Below are 17,829 nucleotides of genomic sequence, written 5' to 3' on the forward strand. Positions count from 1 at the left end.
ATATGGCTATAGGGGATAATACGCGAAAACGATGAAAAAGTAACCGATTTTGTCATATTTTTCTTAGCTTTCGTATTAAATAGCTCGTTTCCTGCATTTTACTTGCTATTAATCCATTTTAGTCGCTATTGCGCCTGTACATAGAGAAGCAGCTTAGACTCCGATGGCGCCAGCTCAATACGATGTCCGTCACCCTCTGTCACGGCTTGACCCTCCTGTCCACTCCACAAATCCCGAACGACTATCCCCTTAGAGGAATCTATGCCCATTCTTGCAAATGATGCGTGCAACAAGCTTTCCTTCTCCACTTCGAAATTAAAAGCAGCGACATAAGTCCCTTCCTCTGCACGCAGCATGAACAGATTTTCACTTTTGTTCCCGCTGCTGCACTCAACGGGACGGAAGGTTACACCTCGTTTAGCTAACGCCATAATTTCTGGATTTGTCATCCATTCCTTGGCTCGCCGCGCTGCCTCCTCCATTCGGTAATCATCGCCGAGCAGAAGCGAGGTACCTGCAATCACCGCACTGTTCAAACGGCTTCTCCCTTCATGCTCGCTAATCGCACGCTGGTTGTCGCTTTTGTAGAGAACAACATGATCGGGATCGTTGAAACGGTACAAGCTATCGTTAATCCACCAGCCGTACGTTAACGCGTTAAGCATATATTCGGTATCATTGATCGTTCCGAATGCATCGCAGGATACACGGCGGCTGTGCGCATAGCCATGCGGAAATAACGGAGCAATAGACAAATTAATTAAGAACGGTCTGCCAATTTTCTCAGGATTCAGTGTCTCACGCACACAAGCCATACCTTTGTTGTAAGCCTGTATTCCTGTTCTTATATCGGGGTCATAGAAAACGCCTTCCATTGCGCCATGCGTCAGAAAATCCAGTTTAACATAATCAAAGCCCTGCTCTACAAAGCTCTCCAGCCTTTTTCTAATTCGCTCCAGCGCGACTGGATGCGATGGATCTATCGCAAATGCGCCATCCAGCTTCGGCAGCGGCTGTCCAGCTGTATCCTTGATCAAAATCTCACGGTAAAGCACTGCCCCATCTGCTCCTTCTACTGGCGTATCCGGATCGTTGCCCCAGAAAGCGAATGGCGTATAATAAGTGCCCGGCTTTTGACCGTTCGCCTTTACCCGTCTTAGTGCGTCCTTTAGCTGCTCTTCCGATAAATTGTCCCAGAAGGAGTCGAAGTTGACGTAAAGGCTTCCCTGATCGTCAGCAAAGCTGTTTTGCTGCAAATGTCTGGAGAAGAAATCAGATGTATACGTATACACATCATAATCAAGCTTCCCCATGACGGCTGACCAGCTGTTCCAGCCCATCGGTACGCCGCCTTCCCAAGGAAGTGCTGGTGTCAATACGGCATTCGCCTTGCCATACACTTCAAGCCCATCGCGGTAATCCGAGAACGCACCGACAAAAATCGTCGGAGATACAATGCTTTTACCGCGAATTGTTCCGTGTGCAACCGTATCTCTCGTCTGCATATCAGCGGCTCCGCCATAAACGCGCAGCCTGCCCAGATCCTCAGGGAACGTCCCTTCTACAACTACGCCTGTTTTCCAAGTATCATGCGTGACTGATCCAATAACAAATCCGTTTCTGCTTTGCGCACGATAAATGGCGGTTGTCTCATAGCTGTGTACACTGCAAGGAATAGCATGTGAGGCAAAACGAACCCATTTGTCATTATCGAATGGAACGAATAACGCCCTGATTTCCTCGCTGGCACCTGCATCTGCTCCAAATTGTGCAATACTTCCATCATTTAAATATGCGGCTAGCGGCGTGATTTCATTCGTCTCCCATTCGAGCTCGCTTTCCACTTCAAGCTCCATCAACAAATAAGGCAGCTGCTCGTACATACGGAAATGCTGACGCATTGATGGCTTGCCAAGCTCTTCATGCTCAAAGCTCCAGTGCACTCCTTTGCCAAACCCATCCTCAATGGCGTGGGTAGACGTTTCGTTTACAACATGCTTGCTGTAAAAAGTAGAGCGAAGCTGCTCCAAACCATAACGCGCTTCGGCATAAAGGCCAACCAGCGCCGCGCCGCTGCTCCACTTCAGCGATACATGCCCATCCGTCAAATGTACGATTGCCTGAATGACTCCGTTATCAACAACATATTCCTCCATGCGCTGCTCCAGCTCGAATTGCCCAATCTTCATCTCTCATCCGCTCCTCTTTTATAATGGAAGAAGGCCGGCAGCGCCGGCCTCCATCATGCTTGCATTATGTTTATTTCCAAAGCTCAACACGATTTTTGTAATTGGTTGTATAAATCGCTTCAACCTTTGCATCTCCAGCAGCTTTCATGTCACTAAGCATTTTATCAAAAATGCTGTTTGCATCTTCAGGTGACTTCGCCATAATCGCTTTCGTCAGCCCCTGCTTCACAATATCATTAACCTTCTGCTCATTCAGTGCTTCAGGCGTTCCTCCCTGCGGTCCAAGACCATCGAAGAGTACGGAGTCATACACCGAGTCAGACAAGTTTTTGAGTGCCATCTTATCGACAGCGCCGCGTTCGAAGCGGCCCGCTAAGTCATAAGGTGTTCCGTCGGAACCATTGCCGTTTTTGATAAACCAAGTCCATTTGCGAATGCCTGATTCCTTTGTATAGGCATTCCAATCGTCTTTAAAGCTTTGCAGCACTTCTGGACGCGGCGTATGCTTGCCATCCTTCATATCCCAGTGCTGGCCTTCAATTCCCCACATCAACAAATATTGACCTTCTTCGCTCGCGAGGAAGTTCATAAATTTCATCGTGCGTTCCGGGTTTTTATTTTTCTTCGTAATCGTAATCGCATCCCAGCCAAGTGAGCTGCGTCCGCCGTATGTCGTTTTTGCAGGATCTACGCCATCTGCTACAACCTTGTAAGGGAACAGCTGTGATTCTTCACCACGATCCTTCTTCAGAATCGTGTTTGCTCCTCCAGCATCCCAGTACGCGCCTGTTGAAGCAAATACAGAACCTGTCGCCAATTTTTGTTCCCAAGCTTGCTTTTTGTTAATCGCCCATTCCTTATCGATCAGGCCTGTCCTGTACAAATCATTCATGTACATAATCATTTTGCGGTATTGCGGGTCTTTCACATCAAACTTCAGCTCACCATTCTCATCGTAGAAAGGCAGCATACCGAACATACCTTTGAAAGTGCCTAGTGTACCGCCAAAGTTCTCTCCATCCATCGATAGAGCGATTGTTTCTTTACCGTCCATCGTAGGATATTTCGCTTTAAAATCAAGCAATAGCTGCTTGAATTCAGTTTCCGTGAAAGGCACTCCGCCTTCTGCTTTATCAGGAGCCAGCTCCTTCAAAATATCTTTACGCATATTGAAGCCAAATACGGGCTCATTCTCAAACCCATACCAGTTGGAAAGGTAATAGTTTTTACCGTCTTTATAACGCGTTTTGTTAAGCACATCGCCATACATTTTTGCTACATCCGGGCCGTTTTTTTCAATTAAATCATTTAGTGGAATGATAGCACCCGACTCAATGTATTTGTTAACCAAATCACTGCTTCTCTCGAACATGATGAGATCCGGCAGATCATCACTTGCAAGCATCAGATTCAGCTTCTCCGCTGGATTGCCGGTTGGCTGCTGAATTTCTACTGTAATTCCTGTCCGCTTCGTAATTTCTGCCGCTACCGCGTTGCTGAATTTATCTCCCGTATTTTTATCGAAAAAGGTTATGGTCAGTGGTTCGTTAGACTTGTCATTTCCAGCGCTATTCTCGCCAGCACTCGAGTTGCCGTTTTCTTTAGCATTATTGGAGCCGCAAGCTGATAATACGGAAATGACAACGATCATGCTTAAAAATAATACGATCCATTTTTTAGTACGCATAGTATAAATCCCCCTCTTAAGTGATTCTATTATAGTACATTTTTATCCCTACTTAAGCGTGATCGGCATCACCTCCAACAAAGTTCCCGCTTCATTAGCTTTTTACTGCACCAAGGGTCATGCCTTTAACAAAATATTTTTGTAAAAATGGATAAACCATTAATATCGGAAGCGTTGCTACCATAGTTGCTGCCATCCGAATCGTATCCGGAGACACGGCCAGTCGTTTCGAAGCATCAGCGAGCTGCTGCGCGTCGCCAACCATGGAGCTGGTTTGATACTGATTCAAGATTTTTACAAGCACGGCCTGAAGCGTCTTAAGATCAGAGTTATACGTGAACACGTAGGAATCGAACCAAGCGTTCCAGTGGCCAATGGCCGTAAACATGCCGATCGTCGCGAGCACTGGTGTCGTTAGCGGCAGTATAATTTTGAAGAAAATTTGCATGTAATTAGCGCCGTCTATTTTTGCTGATTCATCCAGCTCCTGCGGAAGCTGCTGCATGAAGGTTCGAACAATAATCATATAAAAGACGTTCATCATGCCCGGTAAAATAAACACCATAAAGCTGTCAATGAGATGCAAGCTTTTGAGCACCATGTAATAAGGAATGAGTCCGCCGCCAAAATACATCGTGAACACAAAATACAGTGACCAGAACCGATTTCCAACGAGCTCGCGTTTACTTAGCGAATAGGAAAGCATACTAATGACAATAACCGCGAGTGGCGTTCCGATTAGCGTCCGCAGCACCGTAACTTTAATGGCCGTCCAAATCTCGCTATCGGATAAAATTTGCTTATAGCTGGCTAAGCTGAAGTCTCTTGGCCACAAATACAGATTTCCTCGCAGCGTATCTTCAGCATTATTGAACGAAATGATAAATATGTTCCAGAAAGGATAAAAGGTTACGATAAAAACCGCGATGATGAATAAGTAGACGATCGACATAAACAGAAAATCATTTTTAAATTTTGCCATGAAGTGTTCTCCTTTTCTTGTTTGTCCTAGAACAACGACTGTTCATTCATTTTTTTGGCCATCTTATTGACGCTTAGAACAAGGATAAACGCGACGACCGATTTGAATAATCCAACAGCTGCTCCGTAAGAGAACATTCCGTTTTGCAAACCATATTTGTACGTATACGTGTCAATAACTTCCGAATATTGGAGCACCGTATTATTTTGCATCAAAAATTGCTGATCAAAACCTGCGTTCAATATTCCGCCTACCGCTAAAATGGCAAGAATGATAATGGTCGGTTTAATAGACGGCAGCGTGATGTGCAGCATTTGCTTTAAGCGGCTTGCCCCGTCTACCTTCGCCACCTCGTACAGCTCCGGGTTAATAGCTGAGATAGCGGCCAAATACATAATGGCGTTAAAGCCCATGTCCTTCCATGTGTTGGAGAAAGCGATAATCCACCAGAACAGCGGACCGTTTTGCATAAACTGAATCGGCTCATCGATGATTCCAAGCCCCGTCAACAAATTGTTGATGACACCGCTTGAAGAAAGTACCGTGATAATAATATTTGCAGCAATGACCCACGAAATAAAATGAGGCATGTAAGATACCGTTTGAAACGTCCGTTTGAACCAGCCATTGCGCATTTCATTAATCATTAAGGCAAGAATAATCGGCATTGGGAAACCGAATAACAAAGATAGAAAGCTTTGTGCCAGCGTATTGCGCATTACTCTGACGAAGTCGCCATTCGTAAAGAAGTAGTTAAACCACTCCAGCCCTACAAACTCTGTTGTAAAAAACTGTCCAAAAAATGATCCTCCGCCTGGCGAGTAATTAATGAATGCCATGTATAAGCCAAACATGGGAACGTAAGAAAATATGAGTGTGACGATTAAAGCCGGAAGCATGAGCACAAATAATAGCCGCTGTTCCTTCAATCTGCCCCATACATTTGAATTTCCAATGCTGCGCTTCTTTTGGGGTGGAACAGATTTACTTGATTCCGCTTTCATTATGGATTCCATTTAATAACCTCCTGCCAATCTTGCGTTGCTTAGTGACTTCATTATAGGTCGGCCGCCCTGCCCATTCTATACAAGCATTTACCGATTTGTAACGCAAAACGACACACTTCCACATGCTCCATTGTTGAAATGCGGTATTGCAGATAAACTAAATAAACATTCAAAAACAGATACATGATAAAAGGTGGGAACAAGCGTGTACAGCATTTTGATAGTGGATGATGAAGCCATTGAGCTCGAAACGATGGAGCATTATGTGCCATGGGACAAAATCGGCATTACGGTCGCGGGGACGGCGCGAAATGGCAAGGAAGCGCTTAGCAAGCTGGCTGAATTAAAGCCTGACATTATTTTGACAGATGTCCGCATGCCCATTATGGACGGGCTGGAATTCGGAAGAAGAGCAAAGCAAATCGATAAGAACGTAAAAATCATATTTTTGAGCGGACATAACGAGTTTCAGTATATTAAGGCAGCGCTGAATATTGAGGCGACTGGCTACTTGTTAAAACCGATAGATATGGAGGAACTGATCGCGTTAATTGAGAAGGTAAAGAAAAAATGCGAGGAGGAACAGTTATCAGATCAGGGCGGAGAATGGCTGCGTGAAAAATGGATGACCCGTATTATACGCGAGCCGCATGAAGAGAAGCGAAAGGATTGGATTCAGAAATGGGAGCTTAGCTCATCTGATTTCAGTGCAAACAGGGAGTTTGCAGCCTTTTATGCAACGATAGATGCGCCGGCAGACTACCCGATTTCGGCGCAGCCAGCAAGCGAAGCCTCTCCCGATAGAGTGGAGCTCATGCGGACTATTGCCCGGCAGTACCTCGATTCCTTTATTGTTGTTGAAAGCGAGCCGCATGCTTTATTCGTTCTCTTTCAATGGCGCAATGAGCAGAGAGCCGCGAAAGCTACAATAGATTTCTGGGAGAAGTTCCGAGAGGAGCTCTCCCTCTCCTTCGGAACACAAATTACGATAGGATTGTCCGCGCCGCATATCGGGTTTGATCTTATTTGGGATGCCTACTTGCAGGGGCGAGCTTGCAATGAGGAGAAGTTTTTCAGGCTCGGCGGAGCCGTCATAACGCCGGATGATTTATTGCCTACCAAACAAACGGATGATGATGGCGAGCAGCTTGCAGCTCGGCTTGCTTCCGCCTTGCAGTCAGGAGACGCCAAGCAGGTAACCATGCAGTTAGAAGCGCTCTTCTCAACGATTCGCAAAGAACGTATCCATCGAAATTTTACTATCCGAGCCATTATTCGACTAATGGCTGCATTAGAGCAGCATTTCTCCATGCTGCTTGCAGGCTCGCTCAAGGACTTGCTGCTTGTGGACCATTGGAAGGAAATTTCATCGATGAGCTCATCCTTACAGATTCAAGCTTATGTCATGCACTTCTGCGAAGAAATAAGAAAGGCTTTAAGCGAAAGAGATGTTGACCGCAATCAAGCCGTGGCCGACCAAATCGTTAAGCTTATTAGCGAACGGTATCATTTGCCGCTTACGGTCGAGGAGATCGCCAAGGAGGTCTACTTATCACCCAACTATATTCGAAGCATTTTTAAAGAAAAAATGGGTGAGACGATTCTTGATTATATAACGAAGGTTCGTGTGAACCGGGCAGCTGACTTGTTAAAGGACAAATCCCTTAAGGTGCGTGAGGTCGCTCACAGCGTCGGGTATGAGAACGTCTCTTATTTTTGCTCCATCTTCCATAGGCACAAAGGCAGTACACCTAATGAGTTTCGGAAAATGTATCTATAGGCTGGAGTGAGAGCGCATGAAAAAGGTAACAGGCTGGCTGACGAGGCCTTTTAACAATTTGCGGCTAAGAGAAAAGCTGTTTGTCATGTTTTTACTCGGGGCCATTATTCCTTTAGTGTTTTTTGTTCTATATTCTTATCAGACGATTAAGAGCGAGCTTTCTGACCAAATGTACACGAACTCCGTTGCGTCTGTTGCTCAAATCAATTCAAATTTAGAAAATAAGCTGGATACGTACACAAAGCTTTCAGCAAATCTTTATTTAAACAATTCGCTGCGCGCTTACTTAACGAATAACTATACAGAGGAGCCCTCTCTGTTTGTTGATGCCTATCAATACATTAATAACACCTTTTCGAATATGCTGACTACAAATCCAGATATTCATTCCATGTCTATTTATATTAATAACGATTCGCTGCCAGCTGACGGCATTTACATTAAACGAATGGATGATGCGTTCAAACGGTCGACTACGTACCGCTCATTGCTTAACAGCTACGGAAATGTTCGGTTTGTAGCAACGCCCCCTGTTGTTGACCAGCCTTCCATGTTTACGCTGACACGCATGCTTAATATTAGCAATCTAGACAATGCCTATGGAATTTTGACCATCAACATTTTGGAATCGGATATTTTCCGTTTGATGGAGAAAGAGACATCAGAGAAAACGATATTAATCGTTAATGATAGCGGCCTTATTATGTCCGCTAAGGACAAAAACATGTTAAATCGTCCGCTTAATCAATTTGTGAAGGAGAAATTTCCGAGCGCTAGAGAAGGAAGATTCGACAGCAGCTTTAATGGAGAGAAAATGCTTGTCGTCTATAATACGACCAAATTCGGTTGGAAAAGCATCTCGCTCGTCCCTTACAGCAGCTTCCTTACCAAGGCGAATAAAACAGCCAAGCGGATTTTAATTTTTGCGTTAATCAGCTTTGGGCTTATGACGCTGTTCATCTACGCCACAGCCAGACAATTTACGAAACGCGTCGATTATTTAGTCGGCATGATCCGGCGCATCGAAAGAGAGGAGTTCGATCTCTTCGATATGAGGCCGCTTGGACGCGATGAAATTGGCCAAATCGGAAATGTGCTGCGGAAGATGGCGCAGCGGCTCAGCAATTTAATTTCCGACGTATACAAGAAAGAAATCGATAAGCGAGAAGCCGAGATGAATGTGCTGCAAGCGCAAATTAATCCGCATTTTTTGTACAATACACTCGCCTCCATATCGTCGCTTGCCATTCGAAATTCTGATCAGCGAATGAACAAAATGGTTACGGATCTAGCAAAGTTTTACCGGATCTCGCTCAACAAAGGGAAAAACAAACTTTCAATCCATGAAGAAATTCAGCTTACCCGCTACTACGTTGCCATCCAGCAGGTAAGATTCGGCGAACTCATTCGCGTGCTTTATCAAATCGAAGAATCTGTGCTGCCCTGCCCAATCGTAAAGCTAACACTGCAGCCATTCGTTGAAAACGCAATGAACCATGCCATTTGGGACGACACGCTCGGAATAAACATTATGATAAAGGCTTATCGCGATGGCCATGATATCATTCTCAAAGTCATCGATGACGGCATGGGCATGCATATGCGCGGCCATAGCGGAGAAGAGCTGCCGGTTAGCAGCGACAACTTGTCTGGTTATGGCATTCGCAACGTCGACAATCGAATTAAACTTTTGTACGGCGAATCATATGGCGTCTCTATTTACAGCAGGCTCGGAATTGGCACGACGGTCACGATAAGAATTCCTGGACGTTAAAATGCTAGACAATAAAAATCCCTCAAGCACTATTGCTTGAGGGATTTTTCGGTTTCACAGTCATAGCTGCTTAGTCATGATTTTTGCTGCTGGTTTATTTTACGGTAATTTTGTAAAGCTTCGATTGCGCGCCATTCAAGTCCACCTTTAGTTGATTTGCTGCCTGACTGGATGCATTCGTCCATAGGTCCGTAACTTTTACTTTGGAGGACGATGGAATGCCAACACGCGCAAAATCTACCGTCTTCGACACAGGGGCATTCGTATAATTAAATACAGCAAGATAGTAATCTTTCCCTTCTTGCATGATGAATGTATCCGCAGCCCCTGTACCTGTGTTGCCCTCTACTGGCTTGAACGCCTGACCTTTAAGTGCAACCTCATTCACTTGCTTGTTAGTGAGCAGCTTCTTCATCAATTCTTGTGCTGCCGGATTGCTGACATCATCTGAGCTTAGAAATACAGTACCGGAAATAGCCGCTGAATTGACCCGAGACTGCGCAGCATCAAACGAACCGCCTTTCACAAGCGTCATATAATCTGGATCGGTATACGAATAGATCGTTCCGTTCTGCCACCAGCCATAGGTAAGGTTGTTCAGCTGATATTCCGTGCGGCTCAGTGAGCCGTCAATATCACATGAGATCCTTCTTGCGTGGGCGTATTGACTCGGAAATAAAGGAGCAATAGAGGCGCTGATGAACATTTTTCCGCCAAGCACCTTATTGATATGATCCATGCCTTGATTGTAAGCCTGAATGCCTGTTTGAACATTAGGGTCAAAATGTTTTCCCTCGAAGGAGCCATGGCTTAGGAAATCGATTTTAATATACTCATATCCGTAATCAAGAAACCGTTTGAAATAATATTCAATCCGCTGCTTAGAGCCGGGATGAGTCGGATCGATCGCGTAGGCGCCGTCTACTTTCGGCAGCGGGCTGCCGCTTTGATCCCGCAAAATAATATCTCCATACGTGTATTTCCCGTCTGTACCCTCTACGACCTGACTCATGTTATCGCCCCAATAAACAAAAGGGCCATAATAAATGCCGGCTTTTTGCCCGTTTTTGTTAATAACCTTAACTGCTTGCTTCAGCTGCTCCTCGGACAGATTATCCCAATAGGAGTCCAAATTAATATAAACATTGCCTTTGTTCGAGAAGGAATTTTTCTGCAAATTGTTCTTGAAGAAATCAGACACAGCGACTACTTTATCGTAGCTTAAATCACTTTCATATGCGCCCCAGCTGTTCCAGCCCACAGGCACACCCTTTGGCACACCGTGCTTAAATGCAAGCGGCGGCGCAACTGCAGCGTTCGCTTGACCGAAGCTCTCAAGGCCCGCGCGGTAGTCTGCATAGTAGCCAACGAGAATTTGCGGCGAAGTAATCGTCGTACCCGTTACCTTTCCATGTGGAATCGTATCATGCGTCGAGGTAGGGGAAGAGAAACCGCCGTATACCTTGAGCTTGTTTAAACGATCATTAGAACCGCTCCAATAGATTCCTGTTTTCCATTTATCATGTGTGACCGATCCAATAACCAATCCATTTCGGCTAGTATTATCATAAATAGCTGTCAATTCTGAGCTGACATAATTATTGTTGTTCAGACTTGTATTCATCGTCCGCGCTTGGTATCTAGACCACGCGTCATTATCGAACGGAGCGACCAGCACCCTATTTTCCGAGTAGCTTCCAATATCGATTCCACCCTTGGCATTAAGGACAAGAGGAGCCATATCATTTGTGCTGAGTATGTCTTTACCCGTTACTTGTTGACTAATTAGAAAATAAGGCAAACGCTCATAGATTTGATAAATTTGCTTCATCGTCGGCAGACCGGACTCACGATTCTCAATCGTTACCCGAATGCCTTTGCCATGACCGTCATTTATTTTCTCGATTTTTTTCATAGAGAACAAATGCTCAGCGTAGTTTTTGCTGTCGAGCTGCTTGTCCAATTGGATACTGCTGTACAACCCTTTGGCAATCGTCTTGTTGTTCCATTCGAACGCTGAAAGTCCAGACTCTGTGTTATAAATGATTTTGTAGACGCCGCTTGATAAAGTGACGCCTGACTTATGCTGCTCCACTTTAATCGAGCCAAATTTGCTGGAATCGATTTGCTTGCCAATATTGCCGATCCCATCCACATCACCCGGATTTTCACCCGGTACCTGCGAGCTGATGATCTCGATTTTATCAATATCCGGCGACCATCCGCCATTATCGTCAAATAAAATGGTATTGCTGCCCGCTTGCAGCTGTACCTCCATACTGAACACGCCAACCGTATCCCAGTTCGCAGTCGCAGGCGGGGAATAGGTCTCTTTCTCGCTATTGTTCACACGAATAGAAAATGACCGAGGATCGCCGGAAATATAGCACACCTTCAAGGTATAGATCCCCTCTGCTTTTGCAGCAACCTTTTGGAAAAGCAGCGTTGATCCGCCCCAAATGTCGCCTACCTTTTTTCCACCGGAGCATTCCGTTTCCGCTTTGCAGGATTTTACAGCAGAATTGCCGGCTAGCTTATTGTCCAGTCCTTCCGCTTCATACACTTGCCCGCTTCCAGCAGGCGGTTCATTCGGATCTGTACCCGGACCAGTATTCAGCAATTTCAGCTCGATCTTGTCAATATCCGGCGCGTATCCGCCTTCATCATCGAAACGAATGACGTTCTCGCCTTGATGAAGCTCCAGCTGGATCTCGTAAGTTCCTCGCGTGCTCCAATCTGCCGTTTTCGGCAAATCATAATGATCGGTTCCGCCTCCGTTCACACTGACGGCTAACGATCTCGGATCGCCCGATATATAATGCACCGTCATCGTATAGATCCCTTTAGTATCCACATTCACAGCGTTGAACTGCAAAGCAGAGCCTCCCCACAGACTGCCTACCAGCTTATTGCCTGAGCAGCCCACCGCAAGCTCGCAGTCCTTAACCTCTGCTTTACCGCTAAGCTGATTAATGGCTGCCTCAGCCTCATAGGATTGGCTGTTTACAGCAGCAACCGGCGTCTGAGCCTCAGCAACTGTCGTATTCGCACCGACTGCCGTTTGGAATAACACAAGCAATGCAAAAATAATGGACCAACCTTTCTTGAATTTAAATCGACTCAACATTATTTCCTCCTCTTACTCGTTTAATATAAAGCGCTTTCTTTTTAAGTTTAAGGGTGAATCCCATGTTGAACTATCCAAGAATGTTATGATTCATACTGCAAACCCACTGACTTTAGAGAAATAAAATATCGGATTGCAAAAAAAATATCCCAAAAGCAGAATACACTGCTCCTGAGACATTTTTTGCAATCACTATATTTATTTGCTCGCTTTAAGCATTTCCCCAATGGCTCCAATACTGCCAAGTGTATCGATTGCCCGTGTTGGAATGAACACTTTATTCGCAGCTCCCTGAGCGATATCGGATAATGCCTCGAGCGAGCGGTATGTCAGCACATTCTCATCTAGTCCCGCAGAGCGTATAAGCTCAATTCGGTTTTTCTCAGCTTCAGCGATGGATTGAATCGCCTTCGCTTCGCCAAGCGCTTCCAGCTCCTGCGCATGGCGCTGACCCTCCGCTTGACGGATTCTAGCTTCCTTATCGCCTTCAGCCTTCAGTATTTTGCTTTGCTTGTCACCCTCTGCCCGCAAGATCATATCCTGCTTCGCCGCCTCTGCATCAAGCACCATTGCTCGTTTGCTTCGCTCCGCCTTCATTTGCTTATCCATTGCATCTTGGATGTCCGCTGGAGGCTGAATATCAATAACCTCTACGCGCTCGATGCGCACGCCCCACTTCTCTGTCGCTTCATCAAGGGCGATCCGAATGTCGGTTGATATTTTCTCGCGGCCTGATAATGTTTCATCAAGCTCCATTTTACCAATAATTTGCCTCATCGTAGCTGTGCTTATATTTCGCACCCCGTATACATAATCAGATATGCCATATGTAGCCTGTTCTGGGCCGGTCACTTGATAAAAAATAATCGTATCGATTTTGACCTGTACGTTATCCTTCGTTATGACCGTTTGCGGCGGAACGTTCGCCTGCTGTATACGCAAATCATGATACGTTCGTACATGATCAATAATCGGAATTAGAATATTAACCCCCGGCGTAAGCAGCCGATTAAACTTTCCTAGACGCTCGACAACGCCTATCCTTTGCTGCGGYACGATTTTGATCGATAATGATACAAACACTACAACGATAACCAATAAAATAATAGCAATAATATAACCCATATCTAGTTAGCCTCCCCATTTCTCAACTTGAAGCACTGCACTGCCGCGACTGACAACCCTAACTGAATCACCCTTCAATAACCGTTCATTCGATGCTGCACTCCACGTTTCATTTCCCACCTTGACGATACCGGGTACATCTGCCGCAATATCCTCAAGCACAATTCCTTGTTTTCCGACGAGCTCGTCCACGGCATCCTTAAAACCTTTCGAGGAATGGAAACGACGAGTAATTGGACCAGTGAAGATAGTCAAGATAAGGACAATGATACACCCAGCCACCAGCTCCACGACAAATGAGCCCGGCCAAAACCAATCAATGACAGCGGCGACTATGGCACCAATCGCAAGCCAAAGCAAATAAAATGTAAGCGTCAGCATTTCCACGACGATCAGTATGCCAGCGAGAATAAGATATATCACCCACAATTCCATCCTTTCACCTCCCCTTCTTCATTAATGTATTCGTATATGACCAGCGTATGATAAGAAAACACTTGTCAAACCCCGCTTCACTATGTAGAATCAACAAGGGTCAAAAATAGACAACCTATTATATTGAAGGAGCTTATTCTCATGAAAAAAGCAATTGGGGTTCATGAAAGACCGCCTGCCCTGCAAAGCGCACTGCTAAGCTTGCAGCATTTATTTGCTATGTTCGGCTCTACCGTGCTCGTACCGAATATACTCGGTGTTGATCCGGCAATTTGTTTGCTTATGAACGGTATCGGAACACTTCTTTATCTCTGGATATGCAACAATAAGATTCCAGCATATCTCGGTTCCAGCTTTGCATTTCTCGCACCAGCAGGCGCCGTAATCGGCGATCAAGTGGGCGGAGGCAGCTATGCCGCTGCATTAGGCGGATTTATTATTTCAGGCGTTATCTTTACGATTGTCGCTCTCATCATTCAAGCAGCAGGCACCGGCTGGATCAATGTCGTATTTCCTCCAGCAGCGATGGGTGCAATCGTCGCGATTATCGGTTTAGAGCTCATTCCAGTTGCTGCTCGGATGGCAGGCTGGATTATTCCGACTGATGCCGATCCTGCCGTCGTATGGAGCCCGGATCCAAAGATCGTAATCCTCTCTACCGTCACCCTTGCCGTAACGGTGCTAGGTTCCGTCTTATTCCGCGGATTCATGCGCATTATTCCGATTCTGATCGGTATTACTACAGGTTATGTACTTGCTCATTTCATGGGCTTCACTGATTTCAGCAAGCTCGCTGAGAATAGCTTTGTTCAATTGCCACATTTCACTTTCCCTGAGTTCCACTGGTCGGCGATTATTGCGATTGCACCTGCGTCGCTTGTCGTCATTGCCGAGCATATTGGGCATTTGGTTGTTACGGGCAATATCGTAGACAAAGATCTATCGAAGGACCCAGGTCTGCACCGCTCCATGCTGGGCAACGGTATTTCCACCATTCTATCGGGTTTTGTAGGCTCTACGCCGAACACGACCTACGGTGAAAATATTGGTGTTCTAGCGATCACAAAGGTTTACTCCACCTTTGTCATTGGCGGCGCGGCTGTCATTGCGATCGTCCTTTCCTTCTCTGGTAAATTCTCTGCACTTATTTCCGGTATTCCAACGCCAGTTATGGGCGGTGTATCCTTGCTGCTCTTCGGTGTTATCGCTGCTTCCGGCTTCCGGATGCTCGTTGAGTCCAAAGTGGATTACAGCAAACCGACCAACCTGTTTTTGACAACCGTCGTTCTTGTGACTGGACTTAGCGGTGTAAAGCTTACAATCGGGGACTTCTCGCTTACTGGGATGGCTCTTGCAACCGYAGTAGCTATTATACTTAGTCTATTGTTCAAAGTATTTGACGTACTTAAGCTATCCAACGACCACGAATCATCAGGTCACTAAATACTAAAGACGGGGCCTCCTAGGAGGCTCCTTTTTATTTATAACTCTATTATTTTTCAAATATTCATTTCAGCTAGAAACTCATCTCCACCAAAAATTCCCCAAGCTGCTCTTCGGATATCACTCTTATGCCGCTTCTTCTAAGCAGGGCGGTCGTGACCCCATTCCCAGTCCTCTTATTGCCTTTAAACTCTCCATTATAAATCATCACGCTGCCGCAAGAAGGGCTATATTCCTTAAGTACAACAACTTCCGCATTTACTTCCTTCGCTTTTTTGAGCGTAATGTGTGCACCATCCACATACATCGCCGTTACGTCCCTGCCCGATTTCTCTATTACTCTAGCTGTACCGTTTAACACATCATCGCCGTCGCCGCCAACAATTTCGGCTGACTCTCTTGGAGTAGAGAAACCGCCCAGCAATTCAGGACATACAGCAATGGCTTTCTTTTGCTGCACCAATTGTTGAATGATTTCATTTACACTATGCGTTGCATTATATCTTACCTCATACCCAGCCAAACAAGAGCTTACTAGGATCATAAACTGCACCTCTTTAAGAAAAATCATGATGTTCATTCATCTATTACTTTTATTGTACCATAGAAGCTGAGCAAGCTAATGTTAAGGAATCGTTTCGATCAGAAAAAAGTGCCTGCTTGCTTCCTTAATAGCATCAAGGTACATTTAACTCATATACAAATAGCCGAGCATTTGAACGATATAAAAAATTTAAAGGAGCTGCTTTCCTTCCCTACTCATGCTAACCTTGAACAGCTTGCTCAACTCCTTGCAGATGGAACGATCAAAGCAGAGATCAACACTGTCTATTCTCTAGCAGATGTAAAACAAGCACATAGACAATGCGAGGGAAAACGAGGGCGAGGCAGAATATTGCTAGAGTTATATACTATAAAATAAAATGACCAAAGAGCCCTAGGACACATCCTTTGGGCTCTTTTTTTGGGCGCGCCTAAATCTTTGAAGCAAACCGCTGCCGCTCTACATAACATAGGAGAAAAGGAGTGAGTCCCCCATGCCCGACTACCGTATTATCATCGATCTTTCCGATCGTCAGCTCTATCTGCTGGACGGCGACGTCGTCACTCAAGCTTTTCCCGTTGGCATCRGCAAAATGGTAACTCAAACGCCTACAGGTGAATTTACGATTATTAATAAGCAGCCCAATCCCGGCGGACCGTTCGGCGCCTTTTGGATGGGGCTCTCGAAGCCGCATTATGGCATCCATGGCACCAACGATCCTTCTTCCATCGGACATATCGTCTCACACGGCTGCATCCGAATGTTTAACGATGATGTACTCGCCTTGTCCAAAATAGTGCCTATTGGCACGCGTGTTACCATTCGCCCTTAGCCTAGAACTAAATTAGGGCGTTTAGCCGGGCCCTCAGGAAAGTCGCTTCTTGTTGCTATGAGCCATCACCTGATTGCCGTACGCATAGGACTTGTTATTGTTAACCGCAATCATGCGTGGTGCATTAAAATCTTGAATTTGTTCGATCTCATTCATCAGATCCTGAGAAAAAGCAGCTAATCCGCATTCTCTAGGCAAACTGGTTCCCAAAAATGCTATATTCCGCTTGATTAAAACTTTTTCCAATGAAATCGCTCCCTCATTTTAAAAATATTTACAAATGACAATAAAAAAAAGAAATAAAGATGTCTTTATTTCCGAGATTAAACGATATGCTTTTGGTTTTTAGCTATCCCAGTGTTACTACTTAACAGCTTCAGTTGCTGCCGTCTCTTGCAATTCCGCTCCTATCTGCTGTTCAAACCTTAGCACGACCATATTTTCTTGTCAATCGAGCAGGATTTGTACGGATTTGACAAGTAGAGAACTTGTGATAAAATTAACATATGACAAGAAAATATGGTCGTTAGCGGGCTGATTAGACATTCTGTTGCTAATCAGTCTTTTTTATTGTCGGTTTGACAGTACCCCATTCGATTAGGAGGCAACAAATGATGAGCAATACTATCCAGTTAAACGAACGGGTCGATTTAAGCAAATCCAAGATTAATCTATTAAGAAAGCAAGGACAGGTACCAGCTATTGTATACGGCAAGGATGTCGGCAGCATTTCTGTTATCGTCGCTGAGAAAGAAATATTATCAGTCATAAAGCACAACCCGCGCGCCATTTTAAATGCAGCTATTCCGGAAAAAGGGAATAAGCCAGTATTAATTCAAAATATACAAAGAGATCCGCTGAGCAATAAAATTGTTCACGTTGATTTCTATCAATTGAATATGAA

At 45.1% G+C, this 17,829-nt stretch carries 14 protein-coding genes and 1 pseudogene; 6 read left to right on the plus strand and 9 right to left on the minus strand.

The genetic code is table 11. From position 1 onward, the window contains the following. Positions 1-125: 125 nt before the first annotated feature. The 4 genes from AB4Z17_RS13145 to AB4Z17_RS13160 form a co-directional block, all read right to left on the minus strand. Positions 126-2,189 (minus strand): alpha-galactosidase, encoded by a 2,064-nt coding sequence (locus AB4Z17_RS13145; protein WP_441960143.1) that lies wholly within the window; start codon positions 2,187-2,189, stop codon positions 126-128. Positions 2,190-2,259: 70 nt separating this feature from the next. Then, complete coding sequence (locus AB4Z17_RS13150; RefSeq protein WP_441960145.1) at positions 2,260-3,876, minus strand: ABC transporter substrate-binding protein; 1,617 nt, start codon at positions 3,874-3,876, stop codon at positions 2,260-2,262. A 94-nt stretch (positions 3,877-3,970) separates the two neighbouring features. Continuing rightward, a complete protein-coding gene (locus AB4Z17_RS13155) occupies positions 3,971-4,858 on the minus strand; it encodes a carbohydrate ABC transporter permease (protein WP_441960147.1) in 888 nt (295 codons plus the stop codon). 26 nt (positions 4,859-4,884) lie between these two features. Then, positions 4,885-5,874, minus strand: a complete 990-nt coding sequence (locus AB4Z17_RS13160; RefSeq protein WP_339204553.1) for an ABC transporter permease — start codon at positions 5,872-5,874, stop codon at positions 4,885-4,887. Between the two features lie 196 nt (positions 5,875-6,070). Between AB4Z17_RS13160 and AB4Z17_RS13165 the strand changes: the two genes are divergently transcribed. Beyond that, positions 6,071-7,645 (plus strand): response regulator, encoded by a 1,575-nt coding sequence (locus AB4Z17_RS13165; RefSeq protein ID WP_441960149.1) that lies wholly within the window; start codon positions 6,071-6,073, stop codon positions 7,643-7,645. A gap of 16 nt (positions 7,646-7,661) precedes the next feature. Next, a complete protein-coding gene (locus AB4Z17_RS13170; RefSeq protein WP_441960151.1) occupies positions 7,662-9,419 on the plus strand; it encodes a sensor histidine kinase in 1,758 nt (585 codons plus the stop codon). A 94-nt stretch (positions 9,420-9,513) separates the two neighbouring features. Here the strand turns inward: AB4Z17_RS13170 and AB4Z17_RS13175 are convergent, their stop codons facing one another. The 3 genes from AB4Z17_RS13175 to AB4Z17_RS13185 all read right to left on the minus strand — a co-directional run bounded on the left by AB4Z17_RS13175 (position 9,514) and on the right by AB4Z17_RS13185 (position 14,106). Beyond that, positions 9,514-12,546, minus strand: coding sequence for a carbohydrate-binding protein (locus AB4Z17_RS13175; RefSeq protein WP_441960153.1), 3,033 nt, complete (start codon positions 12,544-12,546; stop codon positions 9,514-9,516). A gap of 198 nt (positions 12,547-12,744) precedes the next feature. Continuing rightward, positions 12,745-13,671 (minus strand): SPFH domain-containing protein, encoded by a 927-nt coding sequence (locus AB4Z17_RS13180; RefSeq protein WP_339204557.1) that lies wholly within the window; start codon positions 13,669-13,671, stop codon positions 12,745-12,747. Between the two features lie 6 nt (positions 13,672-13,677). Continuing rightward, positions 13,678-14,106, minus strand: a complete 429-nt coding sequence (locus tag AB4Z17_RS13185) for an NfeD family protein (RefSeq protein WP_441960155.1) — start codon at positions 14,104-14,106, stop codon at positions 13,678-13,680. 141 nt (positions 14,107-14,247) lie between these two features. Here AB4Z17_RS13185 and uraA point away from each other — a divergent pair, with 141 nt between their 5' ends. After that, positions 14,248-15,549: a uracil permease gene (uraA, locus tag AB4Z17_RS13190; protein ID WP_441960157.1), complete on the plus strand. Its 1,302-nt coding sequence runs from the start codon at positions 14,248-14,250 to the stop codon at positions 15,547-15,549. Positions 15,550-15,622: 73 nt separating this feature from the next. On the opposite strand, the gene AB4Z17_RS13195 is transcribed toward uraA, so the two are convergent. Next, a complete protein-coding gene (locus AB4Z17_RS13195) occupies positions 15,623-16,093 on the minus strand; it encodes a DUF523 domain-containing protein (protein ID WP_441960159.1) in 471 nt (156 codons plus the stop codon). A 171-nt stretch (positions 16,094-16,264) separates the two neighbouring features. On the opposite strand from AB4Z17_RS13195, the gene AB4Z17_RS13200 reads away from it, so the two are divergent. Together AB4Z17_RS13200 and AB4Z17_RS13205 are read left to right on the plus strand one after the other, a co-directional pair. Further along, positions 16,265-16,471: a zinc-binding dehydrogenase gene (locus AB4Z17_RS13200; RefSeq protein ID WP_441960161.1), complete on the plus strand. Its 207-nt coding sequence runs from the start codon at positions 16,265-16,267 to the stop codon at positions 16,469-16,471. A gap of 115 nt (positions 16,472-16,586) precedes the next feature. After that, a complete protein-coding gene (locus tag AB4Z17_RS13205; RefSeq protein WP_441960163.1) occupies positions 16,587-16,925 on the plus strand; it encodes a L,D-transpeptidase in 339 nt (112 codons plus the stop codon). A gap of 33 nt (positions 16,926-16,958) precedes the next feature. Here the strand turns inward: AB4Z17_RS13205 and AB4Z17_RS13210 are convergent, their stop codons facing one another. After that, complete coding sequence (locus tag AB4Z17_RS13210; RefSeq protein WP_441960165.1) at positions 16,959-17,171, minus strand: hypothetical protein; 213 nt, start codon at positions 17,169-17,171, stop codon at positions 16,959-16,961. A gap of 365 nt (positions 17,172-17,536) precedes the next feature. Between AB4Z17_RS13210 and AB4Z17_RS13215 the strand changes: the two are divergent. Continuing rightward, positions 17,537-17,829: pseudogene (locus AB4Z17_RS13215) on the plus strand (50S ribosomal protein L25); the annotation flags it as partial.

Origin of the sequence: Paenibacillus sp. TAF43_2, assembly GCF_052113545.1 — a bacterium.
Classification (GTDB): domain Bacteria; phylum Bacillota; class Bacilli; order Paenibacillales; family Paenibacillaceae; genus Pristimantibacillus.

Bases quoted from the DNA above. Each gene is read 5' to 3' on its own strand.
- AB4Z17_RS13145 (WP_441960143.1), bottom strand. From the start codon at position 2,189: ATGAAGATTGGGCAATTCGAGCTGGAGCAGCGCATGGAGGAATATGTT.
- AB4Z17_RS13150 (WP_441960145.1), bottom strand. From the start codon at position 3,876: ATGCGTACTAAAAAATGGATCGTATTATTTTTAAGCATGATCGTTGTC.
- AB4Z17_RS13155 (WP_441960147.1), bottom strand. From the start codon at position 4,858: ATGGCAAAATTTAAAAATGATTTTCTGTTTATGTCGATCGTCTACTTA.
- AB4Z17_RS13160 (WP_339204553.1), bottom strand. From the start codon at position 5,874: ATGGAATCCATAATGAAAGCGGAATCAAGTAAATCTGTTCCACCCCAA.
- AB4Z17_RS13170 (WP_441960151.1), top strand. From the start codon at position 7,662: ATGAAAAAGGTAACAGGCTGGCTGACGAGGCCTTTTAACAATTTGCGG.
- AB4Z17_RS13175 (WP_441960153.1), bottom strand. From the start codon at position 12,546: ATGTTGAGTCGATTTAAATTCAAGAAAGGTTGGTCCATTATTTTTGCA.
- AB4Z17_RS13185 (WP_441960155.1), bottom strand. From the start codon at position 14,106: ATGGAATTGTGGGTGATATATCTTATTCTCGCTGGCATACTGATCGTC.
- AB4Z17_RS13195 (WP_441960159.1), bottom strand. From the start codon at position 16,093: ATGATCCTAGTAAGCTCTTGTTTGGCTGGGTATGAGGTAAGATATAAT.